The organism is Yoonia sp. SDW83-1, assembly GCF_046762885.1.
Classification (GTDB): Bacteria; Pseudomonadota; Alphaproteobacteria; order Rhodobacterales; family Rhodobacteraceae; genus Yoonia.
Genome location: NZ_JBKQXO010000022.1, coordinates 1 through 19,737, shown reverse-complemented (window position 1 = coordinate 19,737; position 19,737 = coordinate 1). Strand labels below are relative to the sequence as shown.

20 protein-coding genes and 1 tRNA gene are annotated in these 19,737 nt (G+C 59.2%); 15 read left to right on the top strand and 6 right to left on the bottom strand.

The features are described from left to right. Positions 1-305 precede the first annotated feature (305 nt). The 9 genes from ACFWW4_RS20055 to ACFWW4_RS20015 all read left to right on the top strand — a co-directional run bounded on the left by ACFWW4_RS20055 (position 306) and on the right by ACFWW4_RS20015 (position 10,086). Positions 306-1,865, top strand: coding sequence for a 2-isopropylmalate synthase (locus ACFWW4_RS20055; RefSeq protein WP_411892462.1), 1,560 nt, complete (start codon positions 306-308; stop codon positions 1,863-1,865). A 35-nt stretch (positions 1,866-1,900) separates the two neighbouring features. Then, positions 1,901-2,566 carry a hypothetical protein gene (locus ACFWW4_RS20050; protein ID WP_411892461.1) on the top strand — a complete coding sequence of 222 codons (666 nt, stop codon included), beginning with the start codon at positions 1,901-1,903 and terminating at the stop codon, positions 2,564-2,566. Between the two features lie 299 nt (positions 2,567-2,865). Then, on the top strand, positions 2,866-3,903 hold the full coding sequence (locus tag ACFWW4_RS20045) for a rod shape-determining protein (protein WP_393927611.1): 1,038 nt from the start codon (positions 2,866-2,868) through the stop codon (positions 3,901-3,903). 17 nt (positions 3,904-3,920) lie between these two features. Next, positions 3,921-4,829: a rod shape-determining protein MreC gene (gene mreC / locus ACFWW4_RS20040; RefSeq protein WP_393927610.1), complete on the top strand. Its 909-nt coding sequence runs from the start codon at positions 3,921-3,923 to the stop codon at positions 4,827-4,829. Beyond that, a complete protein-coding gene (locus ACFWW4_RS20035) occupies positions 4,822-5,361 on the top strand; it encodes a rod shape-determining protein MreD (protein WP_393927609.1) in 540 nt (179 codons plus the stop codon). Before mreC ends, ACFWW4_RS20035 begins: the two co-directional genes overlap by 8 nt. Then, a complete protein-coding gene (mrdA, locus tag ACFWW4_RS20030) occupies positions 5,358-7,310 on the top strand; it encodes a penicillin-binding protein 2 (RefSeq protein ID WP_411892460.1) in 1,953 nt (650 codons plus the stop codon). The genes ACFWW4_RS20035 and mrdA overlap by 4 nt, the downstream gene beginning before the upstream one ends. After that, positions 7,307-8,446, top strand: a complete 1,140-nt coding sequence (rodA, locus tag ACFWW4_RS20025) for a rod shape-determining protein RodA (RefSeq protein ID WP_411892459.1) — start codon at positions 7,307-7,309, stop codon at positions 8,444-8,446. Before mrdA ends, rodA begins: the two co-directional genes overlap by 4 nt. Then, positions 8,446-9,378, top strand: coding sequence for a 2-hydroxyacid dehydrogenase (locus ACFWW4_RS20020; protein WP_411892458.1), 933 nt, complete (start codon positions 8,446-8,448; stop codon positions 9,376-9,378). Before rodA ends, ACFWW4_RS20020 begins: the two co-directional genes overlap by 1 nt. 57 nt (positions 9,379-9,435) lie before the next feature. After that, positions 9,436-10,086 carry a helix-turn-helix transcriptional regulator gene (locus ACFWW4_RS20015; RefSeq protein ID WP_411892457.1) on the top strand — a complete coding sequence of 217 codons (651 nt, stop codon included), beginning with the start codon at positions 9,436-9,438 and terminating at the stop codon, positions 10,084-10,086. On the opposite strand, the gene ACFWW4_RS20010 is transcribed toward ACFWW4_RS20015, so the two are convergent. Both ACFWW4_RS20010 and ACFWW4_RS20005 read right to left on the bottom strand, forming a co-directional pair. After that, entirely contained in the window at positions 10,038-10,433 is a 396-nt protein-coding gene (locus ACFWW4_RS20010; protein WP_411892456.1) for a VOC family protein, read from the bottom strand. The two genes, ACFWW4_RS20015 and ACFWW4_RS20010, sit on opposite strands and share 49 nt — an antisense overlap. A gap of 82 nt (positions 10,434-10,515) precedes the next feature. Further along, positions 10,516-11,289 carry an SseB family protein gene (locus tag ACFWW4_RS20005; protein ID WP_411892455.1) on the bottom strand — a complete coding sequence of 258 codons (774 nt, stop codon included), beginning with the start codon at positions 11,287-11,289 and terminating at the stop codon, positions 10,516-10,518. Positions 11,290-11,342: 53 nt separating this feature from the next. Here ACFWW4_RS20005 and ACFWW4_RS20000 point away from each other — a divergent pair, with 53 nt between their 5' ends. The 6 genes from ACFWW4_RS20000 (at position 11,343) to ACFWW4_RS19975 (ending at position 16,654) form a co-directional block, all read left to right on the top strand. Next, a complete protein-coding gene (locus ACFWW4_RS20000) occupies positions 11,343-11,957 on the top strand; it encodes a uracil-DNA glycosylase family protein (RefSeq protein ID WP_411892454.1) in 615 nt (204 codons plus the stop codon). A gap of 139 nt (positions 11,958-12,096) precedes the next feature. After that, positions 12,097-12,756 carry an ABC transporter ATP-binding protein gene (locus tag ACFWW4_RS19995; RefSeq protein ID WP_393927092.1) on the top strand — a complete coding sequence of 220 codons (660 nt, stop codon included), beginning with the start codon at positions 12,097-12,099 and terminating at the stop codon, positions 12,754-12,756. Between the two features lie 37 nt (positions 12,757-12,793). Continuing rightward, a complete protein-coding gene (locus ACFWW4_RS19990) occupies positions 12,794-14,305 on the top strand; it encodes a capsule biosynthesis protein (RefSeq protein ID WP_411892453.1) in 1,512 nt (503 codons plus the stop codon). Beyond that, a complete protein-coding gene (kdsA, locus tag ACFWW4_RS19985) occupies positions 14,305-15,138 on the top strand; it encodes a 3-deoxy-8-phosphooctulonate synthase (RefSeq protein ID WP_411892452.1) in 834 nt (277 codons plus the stop codon). Before ACFWW4_RS19990 ends, kdsA begins: the two co-directional genes overlap by 1 nt. 61 nt (positions 15,139-15,199) lie before the next feature. Continuing rightward, complete coding sequence (locus tag ACFWW4_RS19980; protein WP_411892451.1) at positions 15,200-16,519, top strand: mechanosensitive ion channel domain-containing protein; 1,320 nt, start codon at positions 15,200-15,202, stop codon at positions 16,517-16,519. Positions 16,520-16,579: 60 nt separating this feature from the next. Then, a tRNA-Gln gene (locus ACFWW4_RS19975) sits at positions 16,580-16,654 on the top strand. Between the two features lie 179 nt (positions 16,655-16,833). Here the strand turns inward: ACFWW4_RS19975 and ACFWW4_RS19970 are convergent. The 4 genes from ACFWW4_RS19970 to ACFWW4_RS19955 form a co-directional block, all read right to left on the bottom strand. Beyond that, entirely contained in the window at positions 16,834-18,492 is a 1,659-nt protein-coding gene (locus tag ACFWW4_RS19970; protein ID WP_411892450.1) for a recombinase family protein, read from the bottom strand. Further along, positions 18,489-18,926: a DUF2924 domain-containing protein gene (locus ACFWW4_RS19965; RefSeq protein ID WP_411892449.1), complete on the bottom strand. Its 438-nt coding sequence runs from the start codon at positions 18,924-18,926 to the stop codon at positions 18,489-18,491. The genes ACFWW4_RS19970 and ACFWW4_RS19965 overlap by 4 nt, the downstream gene beginning before the upstream one ends. Further along, positions 18,916-19,164 (bottom strand): DUF3489 domain-containing protein, encoded by a 249-nt coding sequence (locus ACFWW4_RS19960; RefSeq protein WP_411892448.1) that lies wholly within the window; start codon positions 19,162-19,164, stop codon positions 18,916-18,918. The genes ACFWW4_RS19965 and ACFWW4_RS19960 overlap by 11 nt, the downstream gene beginning before the upstream one ends. Positions 19,165-19,261: 97 nt before the next feature. Continuing rightward, complete coding sequence (locus ACFWW4_RS19955) at positions 19,262-19,477, bottom strand: hypothetical protein (protein ID WP_411892447.1); 216 nt, start codon at positions 19,475-19,477, stop codon at positions 19,262-19,264. Between the last annotated feature and the right edge of the window lie 260 nt (positions 19,478-19,737).

The window sequence follows — 19,737 nt, the reverse complement described above, 5'->3', positions numbered from 1 at the left end:
GCTGGAGGGTGCGCCAGCACAGGGGGCATCGCAGATGCGCCCTCCCGGTGGGAGGGTCGGGCGCGGCCCGGGCCGGGGGCCCGGTCTGGGAAACGGCGCACCACTAGCATTTCATCCTTCCCCTCTCCCAAAACATTAGTATAGTGCGCCCCATGATGAATTGCGCACATATCCCCGGGACAGGCTCCAGCAGCCTGCTTCTGCGCGACATCCTACTTCTTAGCAGCCTCTGAGCGTGCCTTTCGGCGCGACCGCTCAGAGGGGATCAGCGCCGGATTTTTGCTAAGAAACCAAGGAATAATCCAATGACCAAAGACAAAGTGTTGATCTTCGACACCACCCTGCGCGACGGCGAACAATCACCCGGCGCCACCATGACCCATGAAGAAAAGCTGGAGATCGCAGAACTGCTGGACGAGATGGGCGTCGATATCATCGAGGCCGGGTTTCCCATCGCCTCCGAAGGTGACTTCAAAGCCGTCAGCGAAATTGCGGAGCGTGCGAAATCATCCGTGATCTGCGGGCTGGCCCGCGCCAATTACAAGGATATCGACCGCTGTTGGGAGGCTGTGAAGCACGCCAAGGCGCCCCGCATCCACACCTTCATCGGTACATCGCCGCTGCACCGGGCCATACCGAACCTCAATCAGGATGAAATGGCCGAACGGATCCACGACACCGTCACCCATGCCCGCAACCTGTGCGACAACGTGCAATGGTCACCCATGGACGCGACGCGGACGGAAGAGGATTACCTGTGCCGGACCGTCGAAATCGCGATCAAGGCAGGGGCGACCACGATCAACATCCCCGACACGGTCGGCTACACCGCCCCGGTGGAAAGCGCCGATCTGATCCGCATGCTGATCAGCAAGGTGCCCGGCGCTGACGAGGTGATATTCGCCACCCATTGCCACAACGACCTTGGCATGGCGACAGCCAATTCACTGGCCGCCGTCGAAGGCGGCGCGCGCCAGATCGAATGCACCATCAACGGGCTGGGCGAACGGGCTGGCAACACAGCATTGGAAGAGGTCGTGATGGCCCTGAAGGTGCGCGGCGACATCATGCCCTACACAACCGGCATCGACACCCGCAAGATCATGAACATCTCGCGCCGGGTCGCCACCGTGTCCGGTTTCCCCGTGCAGTTCAACAAGGCCATCGTCGGCAAGAACGCCTTTGCCCACGAAAGCGGCATTCATCAGGACGGCATGCTGAAAAACAGCGAGACGTTCGAGATTATGCGCCCAGAGGATGTGGGGCTGGCTGGAACCTCTCTGCCGTTGGGCAAACACTCGGGCCGCGCCGCGCTGCGCGCCAAACTGTCTGAGCTGGGATTCGATCTGGCGGATAATCAGCTGAACGACGTCTTTGTCCGGTTCAAGGATCTGGCCGACCGCAAAAAGGAAGTCTATGACGACGACCTGATGGCGCTGGTCTATCAAAACGACAGCGGCGATGACCGGCTGAAATTGAAATGGCTGCGCGTGGTCTGCGGCACCGAAGGCCCACAAACGGCCGAGATGGTGATGACCATTGACGGCAAGGATGTGAACACATCCGCCACCGGTGACGGGCCGGTCGATGCGACATTTAACGCGGTCAAGGCGCTGTTCCCCCATGGCGCGCGTCTGCAGCTTTATCAGGTCAGTGCGGTGACCGAGGGCACCGATGCGCAGGCCACCGTCAGCGTGCGGATGGAGGAAGAGGGCCGCATCGCCACTGGTCAGTCTGCCGATACCGATACCGTGGTGGCGAGTGCCAAGGCCTATATCAACGCGCTCAACCGTCTGCTGGTGCGGCGCGAACAATCCGAGCCGGGGTACGATGTGAAGGGTGTGAGCTACAAGGACTCTGCCTGATGAAACTGTTTTGTGCGGCAATAGGATTAATCATCATGACAAACCCTGTTGCCGCGCAAGACCGTTGCCCGCTGCGCATTGATCTTGATCGCGGTCTGCGGCTGATCGCAGACGATCCGCAACATACCCGCATCTTTACGCAGAATGCCTATGGTGTGTCGGAACGCCCGGTCGATGCGGACGGTCAGCCGTCGCATTTTGAAGAACTTTCATGGCTAACGGTGAACGCACCACACGCCATTTTGCCCGGGGTTTTCGACGGGCCAAAGGGCCATGCGACCGTCACCTACTACATGGACAGCTTCTATGCCGACACCAGCAGTGGTTACGATCCCGTCTTTCAAGTGAACGCACTATTTGATGATCTGCTGTCCAGCATGATCGAAGGCCAGATACGCACATTCGACATTTCGGTCGATCAGGGCAGTTGGCGGATGTTTGGTATGGCGTTCTGGAACAAATCGGACGGTGTGATTAACGTCACGTACCTTGGCAAATCCGTCCAATCGCCGCAGGTGATTGGGTCATGCAGCTACGATACTTTTTCCTACCGGACCCAATTGCAGGTCGGCGGACAGACCCTGCTGTTTCAGGATGTGCACTACGCCCCAGACCTTGGTCTTGTCCTTGGCCGAACGCCATTGAATCAGGACGGCACCCCCAAAGACAGCTTCTGGTTTTCCGGCATCGCCTTCGAATAATCCGCATCTGAACCGGCGCGTCCCGATTGTTGATTTGAACGCCAAATTGGCGCCGTACGAATGACCCCGGCATGACGCATGTCGCCCTTGACGACCGCAATATCGAAAAATTGATACAACAGCTCGTGTTTAAAGCGAAAAAGATCACAAAAAGGTTGAAAAAGTAAAAGTGGCAACATGCCGCCGCGTTCTGGAAAACTAGGGGTTCTATCCCTTACCGGCCTTCTTTATAAGCATCGTGAACCAGTGCTGAGGGACGGCGCCGGAATTTCGAATTGAGTAGTGGGAAGGCCAAGGGCATGGCAGGCTTCGGCGGGTTGTTTTCATCTGACATGGCAATTGATTTGGGCACGGCGAACACGCTGGTCTATGTCAAAGGGCGCGGTATCATTTTGTCGGAACCTTCGGTGGTCGCGTACCACGTCAAGGATGGCCAGAAGAAAGTGCTGGCCGTCGGCGAGGACGCCAAACTGATGCTGGGCCGGACCCCCGGTAGTATCGAGGCCATCCGCCCGATGCGCGACGGTGTCATCGCCGATTTCGACGTGGCCGAAGAGATGATCAAACACTTCATCCGCAAGGTGCATCGCCGCTCCACCTTCTCGAAACCCAAGATCATCGTCTGCGTGCCACATGGTGCCACGCCTGTCGAAAAGCGAGCGATCCGTCAGTCGGTTCTGTCCGCTGGTGCCCGCCGCGCGGGCTTGATCGCCGAACCCATCGCAGCCGCTATCGGGGCCGGCATGCCGATCACTGACCCCACCGGCAACATGGTTGTCGATATTGGTGGCGGGACGACCGAGGTCGCCGTGCTGTCGCTTGGCGATATCGTCTATGCCCGGTCCGTCCGCGTCGGTGGTGACCGCATGGACGAGGCGATCATCAACTATCTGCGCCGCCAGCATAACCTGCTGATCGGGGAAAGCACTGCTGAACGGATCAAGACCTCCATCGGCACCGCACGGATGCCGGACGACGGGCGCGGACAATCCATGCATATCCGTGGTCGTGATCTGCTGAACGGCGTGCCCAAGGAAACCGAGATTAGCCAGGCCCAGGTGGCCGAGGCGCTGGCCGAACCGGTCCAATCCATTTGCGAGGCTGTGATGACAGCCCTCGAGGCGACCCCACCCGATCTGGCGGCTGATATCGTCGACCGTGGCGTGATGCTGACCGGTGGCGGCGCGCTCCTCGGCCAGCTTGATCTGGCCTTGCGCGAACAGACGGGTCTGGCGATTTCTGTGGCCGACGAGTCACTCAATTGTGTGGCTTTGGGCACCGGTCGGGCGCTAGAGTACGAAAAACAGCTGCGGCACGTGATAGACTACGACAGCTAAACGACCCGAGGAGCGCCTTGGCAAAGGACCGCAACAGCGAAGACTATTTTGGCCCGATCCGCCGCCTGCTGGTCGGGGTTTTGATCCTTGCGCTGATGGGTCTGTTCCTGATCTGGCGGATTGACAGCCCACGGGTCGAGCGGTTCCGCGCTGCCGCCATCGACAAGATCGTTCCGTCCTTTGACTGGGCCATGGCGCCGATCACCGGCATCGCGAACCTGATCAGCGATTTTCAAAGCTATCAGCAATTGTCGGAACAGAACCAGGATCTGCGCCGCGAATTGCAGCAGATGAAAGCCTGGAAAGAGGCCGCATTGCAGCTGGAGCAGGAAAACGCCAAACTGCTGGGCCTGAACAATGTCAGCCTTGATCCGCAACTGACCTATGTGACCGGCGTGGTGATCACCGATAGCGGATCGCCTTTTCGCCAGTCGGTGCTGATCAATGTGGGTTCGCGTGACGGGATCATTGATGGCTGGCCGACGATGGACGGGATCGGTCTGGTGGGACGGATTGCTGGCGTCGGGCAGGAAACCAGCCGCGTGATGCTGCTGACAGATACATCCAGCCGTATCCCGGTGACCATCCAGCCATCAGGTCAAAAGGCAATCCTGGCGGGCGACAACACCCTGACGCCGCCGCTGGAATTTCTGGAAGACACGTCGCTGATCCGTCCGGGCGATAGGGTTGTATCCTCCGGCGATGGCGGCGTGTTCCCGGCCGATCTGTTGGTCGGTCAGGTAGCACTGGATAACAATCGGCGCCTGCGGGTCCGGCTGGCGGCTGATTATCAGCGGCTGGAGTTCCTGCGCGTCCTGCGCGCCCAGCCGCATGAAGAAATCAACGACCCCGGCAGCTTGCTGACACCAGAGACAGAGTTCTTCGGCCCCGCCGCCCTGACCAGTCTGGGGGGCACCGATGGCTGAGATCGCCAGCACCAAGGTCTGGATGAACCGTCTCGTGTTTGTCGCCCTCGCCTTCGTGATCATCGTCATTCAACTGGTGCCGCTGGATATGCGCCCCGCCATCTGGGCCGCACCTGATGTATTGCTTGTGGCGACATTGGTCTGGGTCGCCCGCAGGCCGGCCTATCTGCCGGTACTGGTTGTGGCGGCGTTGTTCCTGATGACCGATCTTCTGTTTCAGCGTCCGCCGGGTCTTTGGGCTGCACTGGTAGTTATGCTGACCGAATGGGTGCGCAAACGCTCCAACGGAATTCGCAACATGCCCCTGCTTCTGGAATGGGGCACGATTGCCGTCGGCATCGTGGCGATCACCCTTGCCAACCGGCTGGTGCTCGCCATTGTTGTGACGCCGCAACCGGCCCTGGGCCTGACACTGATCCAGATGATATCGACTATTTTGGTCTATCCGCTCGTCGTGCTGGTCGCACATTTTGTGTTCGGCATCAGCCGCCCTGCCCCCGGTCAATTAGACAGCAGAGGGCAGCGCCTATGAAACGCAGCCCCAAAGATGTTGCCGAAAGCGCCCGCACCATCAGCCGCCGCGCGCTTGTCATGGGGGGTGTCCAACTGGGTGTCATCGGCGCGCTGGGGCTTCGCCTGCAAGCGATGCAGGTCGAGCAGGCCGACCAGTTTCGGCTACTTGCCGAGGAAAACCGGATCAATATCCGCCTGCTGCCCCCGGCCCGTGGTCTTATTTTTGATCGCAACGGTATTCCGATTGCGGCCAATGAGCAGAACTACCGGGTCGTCATGGTCAGCGAGGATGCTGGTGACATTGGCGAGGTGCTGGCCAAGCTGACCCAACTGGTAGAGATCGACCCTGCCGATCTGACCCGCGCGATGGATGAAATGCAAACCCAAATGCAACGCGGCTCACCCTTCGTCCCCGTTACCATTGCGGACCGGCTGTCGTGGGAAGATGTGGCGCGGATCAACCTGAATACCCCTACCCTGCCCGGCGTTTCAGCCGAGGTAGGGCTGAGCCGGGTTTACCCCTGGGGTGCGGACCTTGCCCATGTGGTGGGATATGTCGGCCCGGTCAGCAGCTACGATCTCAGCCGGATTGATGACGCCGATCCGCTGCTGCAAATCCCGAGATTTCAGATTGGCAAGACCGGGGCCGAAAACAAACTGGAGCACACATTGCGCGGCAGCGCCGGCGACCGCCGGATTGAGGTGAATGCCGCAGGCCGGATCATGCGCGAACTGGACCGGCGCGAAGGCACGCCCGGCGAGGATGTGCAATTGACCATCGACAGCCGCTTGCAATCCTATGTGCAGGCCCGGCTGGATGGCGAAAGCGCAGGCGCGGTCGTGATCGATCTTGAAAACGGGGATTTGCGCGCTGTCGCCTCTGCCCCTGCGTTTGACCCAAATCTGTTTGTACGCGGCATTTCGACCAAGGACTGGACCGCCTTGAACGAGGATAAATACCGCCCGCTGGCCGCAAAGGCCGTGCAAGGCACCTACCCGCCCGGATCGACTTTCAAGATGGTCGCCGCGCTGGCAGCGATGGAAGACGGCGTCGTTGCCTCTGACGAAACGGTGTATTGCCCCGGCTTCACGGATGTTTTCAACATCCGCTTCCATTGCTGGAAAGGCGGCGGGCATGGCAATATCAACCTGCATGAAAGCCTGAAACAGTCCTGCGATTGCTATTATTACGAAATCGCCCAGCGCGTGGGCATCGACAAGATGGCCGTCATGGCGCGCAAGCTGGGGCTGGGCATCAAGCATGATCTGCCCCTATCCGCGGTTGCAGCGGGTCTGGCCCCTGACAAGGAATGGAAATCCAGCGTCCGGGGCGAGGATTGGCGGATCGGGGATACGGTCAATGCCTCCATCGGGCAGGGTTACGTGCTGGCCTCGCCCTTGCAACTGGCTGTGATGACCGCGCGTATCGCCACCGGGCACGAGATCAAGCCGCGGCTGGTCCGCCTGATCGACGGGGTGGAACAACCCAGCGGTCGTGGGGAAAGCCTTGGGCTAAACGAAAACACCCTGCGCCGCATTCGCGCCTCAATGAATGATGTGTGCAACCACCGTCGTGGTACCGCCTATGGGTCACGCATCACGGCGGATGAATACAAGATGGCGGGCAAGACCGGCACCAGCCAGGTGCGCCGGATCACGCCAGAGGAACGGGCGGCCGGGGTCACCAAGAACGAAGACCTGCCATGGGAACGCCGGGACCACGCGCTGTTTGTCGGCTACGCGCCGTTCGACAACCCGCGCTATGCCGTGTCGGTCGTGGTCGAACATGGCGGCGGCGGATCGCGTGCCGCAGCCCCTATCGCCCGCGATATCATCCTGCAGGCGCAATATGGCGGCCCGCCCCCGCTGGAAGCCTATCCGTCTTCGGTGCGTGATCGGATCGCGGCCCAGCAGGAACGCATCAATGCGCGCATCCCGCCCGGATCAAAGGGTCTTGGCCGCGCATGAGTTATCTTGAGTATAATACCAAGTTTGTGCCCACAGGGCTGCGCAAGCTTTGGTATCTTAACTGGCCAGTGATCATGCTGCTGACAGCGGTCGCCTGTGCCGGTTTCCTGATGCTTTATTCCGTTGCTGGCGGGTCCACCAACCCATGGATGGAACCGCAGATGAAGCGATTTGCGGCCGGCATGGTGCTGATGATCGTGGTGGCCATGGTGCCGATCTGGTTCTGGCGCAACATGGCCTTTGTCGCCTTTGGCGGCTCGCTTCTGCTGCTTCTGGCGGTGGAGTTTTTCGGCGAGGTCAATATGGGCGCCCAGCGCTGGATCAACCTTGGTTTCATGCGCTTGCAACCGTCAGAGCTGACCAAGATCACCATGGTGATGTTTCTGGCGGCCTATTACGACTGGCTCCCAAATAACAAAACCTCGCACCCGTTCTGGGTCGCGTTGCCCGTCTTATTCATCCTCGCACCCACAGTCCTGGTGCTCAACCAGCCCGACCTCGGGACCGCTCTTCTCCTGCTGATGGGCGGGGCGACTGTGATGTTTCTGGCCGGTGTCCACTGGGCCTATTTCGCCACGGTGATCGGGGCTGGCGTCGGCGGTATTGTCGCTGTGTTCCAAAGCCGGGGCACGCCGTGGCAATTGCTGAAGGACTATCAATACCGCCGTATCGACACGTTTCTGGACCCCGCCAATGACCCGCTGGGTGCGGGCTATCACATCACGCAGGCGAAGATCGCGCTGGGGTCCGGCGGCTGGACGGGCCGCGGGTTTATGCAAGGCACACAAAGCCGCCTGAACTTTCTGCCTGAAAAGCACACTGACTTCATCTTCACCACATTGGCGGAGGAGTTCGGCTTTGTCGGAGCATTTGGTCTTCTGGTGCTTTATTTGCTTATCGTGGGATTCTGCGTCGTCTCTGCCCTCAGCAACCGGGACAGGTTTGCATCTCTCCTCACGCTCGGCATTGCGATGACGTTTTTCCTGTTCTTCGCGGTCAACATGGCCATGGTGACGGGCCTTGCCCCGGTTGTGGGCGTGCCCCTTCCGCTGGTCAGCTATGGCGGATCAGCCATGCTCGTGCTGCTCGTGGCCTTCGGGCTGGTGCAAAGCGCCCATGTGCATAAACCACGCTGATGCTGAACGTCCTCTTCTCTGCCCAGCCTGACCGCTGGGATGAATACCGTGCCCCGTTGCAGGATGCATTTACCACGCGCGGGCTGGAGGTCGATCTGCGCCGGGATCATGCGCCCGAGACCGTGGACTATATTGTCTTTGCGCCCAACGGCCCGGTCACCGATTTCCGGCCCTACACGCGCACCAAGGCGATCATGAGCCTTTGGGCGGGTGTCGAAACCGTGGTGGACAATGCCACCCTGACCCAGCCCCTGTGCCGGATGGTCGATCACAGCCTGACCGATGGCATGGTCGAATGGGTCACGGGCCATGCCCTGCGTCATCATCTGCGGATGGATGCCCATATTCTCCAGCAGGACGGTGTGTGGCGCAACACGATCTATCCGCCCGTCGCCGCCCAGCGCCCGGTGACGATCCTTGGCATCGGGGCGCTCGGGGCGGCCTGCGGTCAGGCGCTGCAAAACCTTGGCTTTCCCGTCACGGGGTGGAGCCGGTCGCCGAAATCCGTGCCCAATATCCGCAGCCTGCATGGGGCCGATGGGCTGAAACAGGCGCTGACCGACGCACAGATCGTGATCCTGCTGCTGCCGCAGACCCCGCAGACCGAAAACATACTGAACGCTGAAACGCTAGCGCTCATGGCCAAGGGGGCCTTTGTCATCAACCCAGGGCGCGGCCCGCTGATCGACGACGATGCGTTGCTGGCCGCCCTCGATAGCGGACAGGTGGAACATGCCACACTGGATGTGTTCCGGGTCGAACCGCTGCCCCCCGACCACCCTTACTGGGCGCATTCGCAGGTTACGGTGACACCGCATATTGCATCCAGCACGCGACCGGAAACCGCATCACAGGTCATCGCCGATAACATCCTGCGGGGTGAGACCGGTCAACCATTCCTCTATGTAGTGGATCGGCGTCTGGGGTATTGAGCACCGTCTTGACGCACGCATATAATCCAACCTGCATTATTCAAGACTGATAATGCCATGAACACCGCCTCCTATCATCGCTGGGATTTTCACACTTCGGCCGCTGATCACGCAGTGATCTATCCTGATGGTTGCCGCGATCTGTTGATCATGACGGACCCCAATGGCAGGCAGGCGTTGCAGCTGACCGATTGGGACCTGCGCCCGCGTCAAACTCTGCTGGCGGCCGGGACATCTATCACTGGCTATCGCCTGAGACCGGGTACCACGATCCGTCCTGAGACGATGCAGGAATGCATCGCCAGCGGCGGCCGATTGGAGGACCTTTGGCCCGAGACAACCAGTGATTTTGGCGATCTTGTCAGCGCCCTCGCCGCGCCGGACGGGACCGTCGCCAGCGTCGCCAGATCCGCAGGTGTCACGCCACGCAGCTTGCAACGCTGGTTCCGGGCGTATGATTATCCGCCGCCGCTGTTCTGGCAGCTTCTTGGGCGGGCGCGGCGTGCGGCTCTGGCCTTGCACAATGGGGACACGCTTGCCGGTATCGCCAGTGATGCCGGCTATAGCGATCAGCCGCATATGACCCGTGCCTTTCGGTACTGGTTTGGCCTGACACCTGCCCGTATCGCCCGCGACCCTGCCCTGATGGCGGAGTTTCGTCAGCCTGCGCTGGGGATCTGGACCGGCGAGCAGATTTCGATCAGGTAGCCGTCAGGATCGCTGACATAGGATGTGACCTGCCCCCACGGTTCGTCTTTTGCGTCCTGAACGAGCTTGGCACCCGCCTTTACCGCCCGTGCCAACGCCTTGGGCACATCCGCCGTTTCAAAGGCAATTTCAAAGGTGGGGGCCGCCGGATCCGCCTTGGCTGGTGTCTTTTCCAACTGCTGCATCAGTGCCTGTGATGAAAAGGCAAGCTTGGTCTGGCCCGTCGCCAGTTCACCGTAATCCCCGCTTTCATGCAGAAACAAACGTTCCAACCCAAAGGCGCGTTCGAAGAAATCAAGCGAGGCCGCGACATCGGCTACGTACAGGATGGTGTATCTGAAAATCATGAGGATGCTCCGGGTTTGGGGTGACCGGACCAAGTATGCAGGTGCCGGCCACTTTGTCTTGAAGCATCGCGACAGGCATCTATCAACGCAGTTTCGGCGGCTTTTCAGGGTCCATCCCCGGCGCACCCGGCGGTTGCGCCACGATCGGTTCCGGCAGGTCGAACCGTAAACCAACCTTGGCCAGATGCGCCGCCATCGGATCGGACGCGCGGACAAACAGCACATCCATCACCCCGGCCTCGATCCCGGAAAATGTCAGCGCTTCACTGGCGGCTGACGCCAGTGCCGTTTCCGCGCCCGGGATTGCGTCGATGAACGCCAGCACATGCCCGCGCGTGCCATTCTCGTATGTCGCCGCTGCCAAATAGGCAAAGCGCGACAGCCCTGCGGCAATGGCAAGCTTGCGGTCAAGGCCGGTCACGACCGCCTCTGGCACATGTGGGGCCGCGACTTCGGTCAGCCGCGCCTCGGTCTCATCGGGGGCGTTGGCAAGGGTGGCCACCAGCCAGTCCACCGCCTCTGCCGGGATCAGCATGGATGATGGTGCGACCTCAAGGTTGAGGGCAAGGCCGATGCCCTGCCCGGCCAGCATTTCGGCGAGCGCGCGGCCAGGCAGGCCCGCATAAGGGGCGACGCGGCCTACAAATTGCGACAGCCGTTCCTCGCGGTCGAAGACAAGTGTAAAGCGTTGATCTTCAATCTCAAAAAGCTCTGGGGTGATCTGGTCGCCGGCTGCTTCGGCCCCCAGAAGCATAAAAAGTTCCGTATCGGCAAGCCGTTCATAAAACCGCAGCCGCGCGGTATCGTCTTCGGGGGCTGCTTCCATGGCGGCATGGGCTATATCAAGATCGGTCATGTTCCGTGACCTATGGCGGCGGGATGGGCAAGGCAAGTGAAAGACAAGCAAGCATGACAGAAGATCACAGCTTTGATGCGCTGAAATCCCGGATCCGCAATTGCACGATCTGCGCGGACCGGTTTGCCCAGACCGCCACGCGCCACCGGCCCCGCCCGATTGTCTGGTTTCAGCGCCAGCCGCCTATCTTGATTGCCAGCCAGGCCCCCGGGCTTCGGGTCCATAACGAAGGCAAATCATTCTGGGACCGGTCCGGGGACCGCTTGCGCGACTGGATGGGGGTAGATCGCGATACGTTTTATGATGAGGATCTTGTCTCGATCCTGCCAACCGCATTCTGCTTTCCGGGATACAACGCCAAGGGCGCCGATTTGCCCCCGCCTCCGGTGTGTTGGGACACATGGCATGAGACCTGTCTGGATCAAATCGGTCCGCCACAACTACGCCTGATCATAGGAAAATATGCCATTACGCGGCATCTGGGCAAACGCGGTGCCTTGTCAGATATCGTCGCCGATTGGCGGGCCCATGCGCCGGGCACTTTCGTGCTGCCCCACCCGTCATGGCGCAACAATACCTGGCTGCGCAAACATCCCTGGTTTGAGGCAGAATTGGTTCCCGAATTACAGAGAACGGTCGCCGCGGTTCTGACCGTAGTGCGGCGCTGAGACAGCCGGGCGTCCCACCGAAAACCCCGTATCACGCCATTGTCGCTGTATTACTGCCGTATTTTAGGGATAATGCGCTGATTGTGATAGGGTATTAACCTATTGTCGTCATGACGAAACTGCCCAAAGCTGGACCAAGATGATAGAGTTCGCAAATGTCAGCAAGTCGTTCTGGACCGGCACGCAGCGCAAGGTGATCCTTGACCGCGTGTCCTTTCGGGTTGAGCTGGGCAATTCACTGGGCATTCTGGCGCCCAATGGCACAGGCAAGACGACCCTGATCAAGATGATGGCCGGTCTGGAAAAACCGGATGAGGGCACCATCACCCGGACCAGCAAGATATCATTCCCGCTGGGGTTTATGGGCGGCGTGACCCAAAAGCATTCCGCCATGGAAAACAGCCGCTATATCGCCCGGCTATACGGGCTTGATCCTGATTACGTCGAAGCCTTCTGTCGCTGGCTTTGTGGTTTGGAAGAATACTTCGACATGCCTGTCGGCACCTATTCCGCTGGCATGGCGGCCCGGTTTTCCTTTGCCTTGATGCTGGCGCTGGATTTCGAGATTTACTTGATCGACGAAGGCATGCCCGCATCGACGGATGCCGAATTCAACCGCAAAGCGGGCCAGATTTTGCGTGAACGGCTGGAAAAGACCACAATCATCATTGTGTCGCACCAGCCTGGGACACTAGAAAGATTTGCGCGCTCGGCGGCTGTGCTGAAGAACGGCCAGCTGCATATGTTTGACACCTTGGAAGAGGCGAAACGGCTCTATGACTACGAAACCGAGGGTTAAGAAATTTCGGATACAGCGGCGCAGCCGGTTGTTGAATATGCTCGACCCGACCGGGACCGGGAAGGATGATGATGTCACAGTGACCGAGGCCGAAGCCCCGCCAACCCCAGCCGAAGAAGCAGAGATCGAGGCGATCACCAAGGAAGGTCTGACCGCCCGACAATTGCGTATGGCCCGCCGTGTGGCCCAGAAAAACGGGCTGGCGGTCAGTTCGGATTTTGATGCGGTCTATCAGCTGCGCAAGGCGGGCATTGATCCGTTCCAGCGCAATTCCGTGCTCGAGCTTGTCACCGAAGGCAAGGACGGCAAGACTGCGGCACCAGATCAACCGCAACTGCCCGAGGCCCTGAAAAAAGACCAGAGCACCATGCCGGTGGTGACGTCGAAGGCCCCGAATGCGCCAATCTCGGAAGTGGCTGCAATCCAGCGCGACATTGCCCGCCGCCGCCGCCGCAAGCTGGCCCTGCTGTTCACCCGTCTGTCGTTTTTCGTCTTCCTGCCCACGTTTCTGGTTGGTTGGTATTATTTCACAATGGCGACGCCCATGTATGCCACCAATTCCGAAATCGTCATTCAGCAGGCCCAGTCGCAAAAGCCGGTCGGCGGCTTTGCCAGCCTGTTTCAAGGGACATCCATGGCGACCCAGCAGGACAGCATTGCGGTGCAATCCTATCTGGCCTCACGCGAGGCCATGTTGCGTCTGGACGAGGATCACGGGTTCAAAGCACATTTTTCGGATGGCGATATCGACGAAATCCAGCGGCTGCCTGCCGACGCTACAAACGAAAGTGCCTTTGACCTGTACACCAACCACGTCAAGATCAGCTATGATCCGACCGAAGGCATTATCCGGATGGAGGTCATTGCCGCTGATCCCGACAAAAGCGTGGAATTTGCCAATGCCCTGATCGGCTATGCCGAAGAACAGGTGGACCAGCTGACCAGCCGCCTGCGCGACGATCAGATGGCCGGGGCGCGCGAAAGTTTTGAGGATGCCGAACGCCAACGGGCCGAAGCGCTGAGTGATCTTTTGCGCATTCAGGAGGATTTTCAGCAGATTGATGTGGCCAGCGAAACCTCGGCCCGGATGGCGCAGATTACGTCGCTTGAAACCGAACGGCAGCGGTTGAACCTGATCCTGCAATCACGCCTGAATGTGGCGCGGCCCAGCGAATTGCAGGTGCAAAGCCTGCGTGATCAGATCGCCAATATCGATGAACTGATCGCCCAGAAGCGCACGGAAATGACCACCGGGACCTCATCGGAAACGTCGCTGGCCGCCCGCAACACCGAGTTACGCACGGCCGAGGAAAACTATGCCTTCCGCACTGTGCTGGTCCAGCAGGCCCTGGAACAGATGGAAACCGCCCGGATTGAAGCCAACCGGCAAGTCCGCTACCTGTCGCAAAGCGTGCGACCCATCGCCCCGGACGAGGCGACCTATCCGCGCGCTTTTGAAAACACGATCCTGGCGTTTCTTATCTTTTCGGGGATTTATCTGATGATTTCACTCACCGCCTCTATCCTGCGCGAACAGGTCAGTTCCTGATGCACGACGTGCAGATTGGCGCGCTGACGGTCAGCAATGACCGCCCGCTCTTGGTGATCGCTGGACCCTGCCAGTTGGAGGGGACTGATCACGCCCAGATGATTGCAGGCCATATGGCCGAGGTTTGTGCCGCTGCCGGTGCGCAGTTTGTGTTCAAAGGCAGTTATGACAAGGCCAATCGGACCTCGCTGGAGGGCAAACGCGGCCTTGGAATGGATGAGGGTCTGAAAGTCATGCAATCAGTCAAGGACAGTATCGGTTGCCCGGTGCTGACTGATATTCATGCGCCCGATCATTGCGCAACGGTCGCATCCGTTTGCGATGTCATGCAGATCCCGGCGTTCCTTTGTCGCCAAACCGATCTCTTGCTGGCTGCGGGCGAAACCGGTGCTGTGATCAACGTCAAGAAGGGGCAGTGGCTGGCACCATGGGACATGCCCAACGTGGTAGCCAAAATCGAAAGTACTGGAAACAAGCGGATTTTGCTGACGGAGCGGGGGGTGTCATTCGGCTATAACACTTGGGTTGCCGATATGCGCAGCTTGCCCACGATGGCGCGCACCGGCTATCCGGTGGTGATGGATGCCACCCATTCGATACAGCAGCCGGGCGGTTTGGGCAGCAGCTCGGGCGGGCAGCGCGAGTTTGCGCCAGTCATGGCGCGGGCAGCGGTGTCGCTTGGCATTGCAGCGGTGTTCATCGAAACCCATGAGGATCCGGATACTGCCCCGTCCGATGGGCCGAACATGATCCCGCTTGATCAGATGGGTGCGCTGGTGCAAAGCCTGATGAAGTTTGATGCGCTGGCAAAGGCCGACCCGCTGCGGGTTTAGGGCTTGGACAGGCTGCCGCCAGCCACTAGGGTTGGCGCAATGCCATTCGCCTGAGTTTCCAATGCGCCTTATTGCCCTTTTCGCCCTTTTGCTGACTCTTACCCTGCCTGTCGCCGCCCAAGAGGCCGGCGGCATGATTGAGACTGAAAATTCTGCCAGCCAGGATGCCGCCATCGCCGAAAGACTGCGGGAGATTCTACGTGAATTGGGAAATTACGACGATGTGACCGTCATCGTGAACGAGGGCGTCGTAACCATGCGTGGCACGACAACCTCCGCGGCCGAGGCCGCCGCACTGGAACCGCTGGCGAACCGGGTCGAAGGGGTCGTGGCTGTCCGCAACAATGTGGTTGAAACCGCTGATATCGGCGCCCGGCTGGACCCGGCGGTTGACCGTTTCCGGGCGCGTCTGGATCAGTTGATCGCGTTCCTGCCACTGGCCCTGATCGCCCTTTGCGTCTTTATCGCCATCGTCTTTGTGGGTGTGCTGATCGCCCGCATGCGCCAACCCTGGAACCGGTTGGCCCCAAATGCGTTTATCGCCGAACTATACCGCCAGTTCATCCGCATCGCCTTTGTCATTATCGGCATTGTGGTTGCACTTGATGTGTTGAACGCGACGGCCCTGCTCAGCACGATCCTTGGTGCGGCAGGAATCATTGGTCTGGCGCTGGGTTTTGCCGTCCGTGACACGGTCGAAAACTATATCGCGTCGGTCATGCTGTCGATCCGGCAACCGTTCAGCCCCAACGATGCGGTGGAAATCAACGGTGACACGGGAAAGGTGATCAAGCTGACGAGCCGGGCGACGATCCTTTTGTCATTCGACGGCAACCACATCCGCATCCCCAACGCGACCGTTTTCAAAAGCCGGATCATCAACTATTCGCGCAACCCCGAACGGCGGTTCGATTTCGAGATCGGGGTCGCCTCAGACGCCGATCTGGGGGCGGTCCGGGACTTGGCGGCGGAAACGGTTGCCGCACAGCCCTTTGTGGTCGAGGCACCTGGACCGGCGGTCTGGATCAATCGGATCGGCGACGGTGCCATTTTCCTGACAGTCACCGGCTGGATTGATCAGCGTGAAACCGACCTTTTGCGCGCGCGGGGCGAAACACTGCGCCTTGTAAAGGAAGCGATCGAAGCAGCGGGCGTCGAGGTGCCTGACACGACCTATCGGATCCAGATGCTGGGGGCGCAGACGGCTCAGATCACCGAAACGGAAGAGCGGCCTGTTGCTCCGGCACCCAAGGCCGCAAAACCATCGAAACCCGGCGATGTTGCGGCAACCGGCGATGAGCAACTGGAAGAAATGATCGATGCCGAACGCCAAGGCGACGAAACCGGTGATCTGTTGTCCGAGGACGCCCCAAAAGAATGAGATTTTTGACAATCGGTACTTGATACGCGCCGATCATCGCAGTATCTAGCGCAACGCTGCTGGGATGTAGCCAAGTGGTAAGGCAACTGTTTTTGGTACAGTGTACCGTAGGTTCGAATCCTACCATCCCAGCCAACCTTCCTTGAATTTGCCTCCCGGTGGAGACTTTCGTAATTCTTCCCGTGTTTTCGGTCGGTTACCCTGCGGGATTTTGTACCGAGACACGCATTGGGCCGGAATCCATGCCCAAATGGCCGCGCGTCTCTCTTTGCGCTTTCGACGCTAGCAGGTTGGGTGGTGGAGAAGCTTCAGGTTCAGAGCTGTGTGATCAGCGCGCACTGTTCGAACCACAGCACCGGGATCTTGTGCCGCTTCAGCCATTCGGTTGTGAGCCCGGGAGGTTGGATGCCTTCACAAATTTGCTCGACGATTTCCGGAGCCAGGAAGGCCAACTCCGTGAGGTGCTGAACCATACGTTTCGATGTATTCTCTGCCTCGGCAATCTGGGCATAGCTTTGTCCGGTCATGATCATTCCGAAGTATCGATGCCCCTTCGCAAGATTGCGCAGAAGCGTCTCATCGCGGTGTTTCTGCTGACCGCCAATCACGAGCTTTGTCTCAACTCCGCGGCGACGCATCTGGAACGGCGCTGTGAACAGTAGGCTATTTGAGACAAACGCGTCTGGCTGCGTTTCAAGCATTTCAGCAAGCGCTGCGCGATCCAAAGCGATCACAAGAAAGCCCGCTTGCAGATCGACGCGGGCGACCAGTCCCAAAATAGCAAGATGATCTACTGTGCTCAGGTACTGATCGAAGAGCGTTTGCGTTCGCGCGATCCTAGAGGCGTCAGCCTCCGTCAGTGTGTTCGCGACCGTCTCTGGATTCAACAGATGTCCGCAGATCGCCTGACCTATCGCTGCCTCAAGTTCCGGGGCCGGCAAACGCCAGGCTGAAGGATGCTGAGATCGTGGGTCACGCGTCAAACGGTGGGAGATATAGTACCTTAACCGTTTCCCTTTGCCCGTCTTTGTGTGACTGGGCGTGAGACGATCCCCGGTCTCATCGAAGAGCTTGCCGATCAGTGGAGAGGCGGTCGTCTTACGGCCACCCCGACTGCGTAGTCGTCCCTGACGAGACGATCTCGCGTTGGCCTGAAGATCAACCTGGAGGGCAGCCCAGAGTTCAGGCTCGATCAGCGAAGGGTGTTGGCCATCGTAAACCTTTGTCTTGTGCCGGATGCGTCCCGCATAGATGGGGTTCGTGAGAATGTGATGGATATGACCAAAACTGAACGGGCCACCACCTCGATTTGTGCCATCCGCTTTGTGCCTGATCCCGGTGCGAAGCTTCCTGCGATCCGCGTGCTTCTTCACAAGCCGGATCCGCTTGTGTTCCTGATACAGACTGTAGAGTTGCCGCACTGTATCTGCTTCGGGCTCATGGATGGTGAGCGTGCGTCCATCGGGACGGTATCCGAGCGGGACGTTGCCTCCCATCCAGAGGCCTTTGCGTTTTGAGGCGGAGATCTTGTCTCTGATGCGTTCCGCCGTCACTTCGCGCTCGAACTGTGCAAAGCTGAGCAGCATATTGAGCGTCAGACGCCCCATACTCGTTGCGGTATTGAACGATTGTGTGACAGAGACGAAGGACGCGTCAGCGGCATCCAGCACATCGACGATCTTTGAGAAGTCTGCCAGTGACCGTGTCAGCCGGTCGATTTTATAGACAACAATCTGATCAACCTTGCCGGTACGAACATCCGTGAGGAGGCGCTTGAGAGCCGGTCGATCCAGAGCGCCACCAGAGAGACCCCCGTCGTCATAATTCTCCGCGAGGCAGATCCAGCCCTCATGCTTCTGGCTTAGAATGTAGGCCTCACAGGCTTCGCGCTGCGCATCCAGGGAATTGAACTCCTGTTCGAGACCATCTTCGGAGCTCTTTCTGGTGTAGATGGCACAGCGGGTTCGGGTCATGCCGCCTTACGCTTCGCAGATGTCAGGCCAAAGAACCTTGGCCCTGACCAGTTCGCCCCGGTGATGTGACGCGCAACGGCCGTGAGCGATGCGTACTCGGAACCGTCGAGTTCGAACCCGGGCTGGGTCACATTGACCAGATACCGGCGACCGTTCCATTCGCGCACCAACTGGGTACCGGGTGGCAAATGCATCTTCGGAGGTCTGATCTTCCCACCATCTGCTGCGGCGGCCAGCATCCTTTTGGAGTTCTGCCTGAGCCCGCCATATGCGTCAGCCTGTGCCTGCCAGATGAGAGCCTTGCGCATGAAAATCAGACTCAGGAATTGAGCCGGCGGCGCTCCAAAGATCTCGAGCCATTCCTTCCGCAACGCGACGCGGTCCAAAACCGACAATTCATCCCAGCGGTTCAGTATCCGGACTTCAGCGCTCATCAACCCGCTCCAACTCCGCCACTACAATCCGATAGACGGAACCTTTGGAAGCTGGTTGACGGTCGATCAGTTCACCCGCCCTACGCAGGTTTGAGATCGCTGCCCTTGCAGAATGAGCCTGCCAACCATATGCCGACTGAATCTGCGCAATGGTCGCGCCGTTCTTGCGTCTCAACAGTTTGCGCAGCTGGTCTTGCCTGCCGACAGCTGCAGTACCTGTATTTGTACCTTTGGTCATCTTAGTCTCCACTTGTGCAGCATCGGCCCATCCGATGCCTGCTACCGAGTGGAGCCCGGGCTTCCGGGCCATTTGGAGGGATCCGCTGATACCGGTTTCAAACGCCGTCGTAGTCACCGACGAGATTTTCGATGCCTGCCAGTTGATCAGTGCTGGCGCTTAGCAAAGAGCGCAAGCGACCAATGTTCGTTCTTATACTGTTAGGCGACCGGTCGTTGGATTGCCCATCCACCGCAAGCACCGTTGCATCCTCAAGCATGGCAGTTAACTCTGCAAACGCTTCGGCCACCTTCTCGCGATCTGTGCTTTCCATACCCCCAAACACGCTTCCCGTGTCGTAGAAGTCCAGTCGGAAAAGAGCGGCCCATTCCTGCCGTTAGCCAATAGGTCAAGATGCTGCAGCGCGGCCCGTCAGAGCCGCCATTCGCTGCAGGTGCAAACTATAGAACGGATGGAACTTACGGTCTGCGAGACGGAGCGGACTTGTGCAGGTGCAGCTCTTTCTGACGCAGAAACATTTCACATGTGCAGCGCCGAGCATTTGGCAACGCAGAACATTTCACAGAAGCAGTC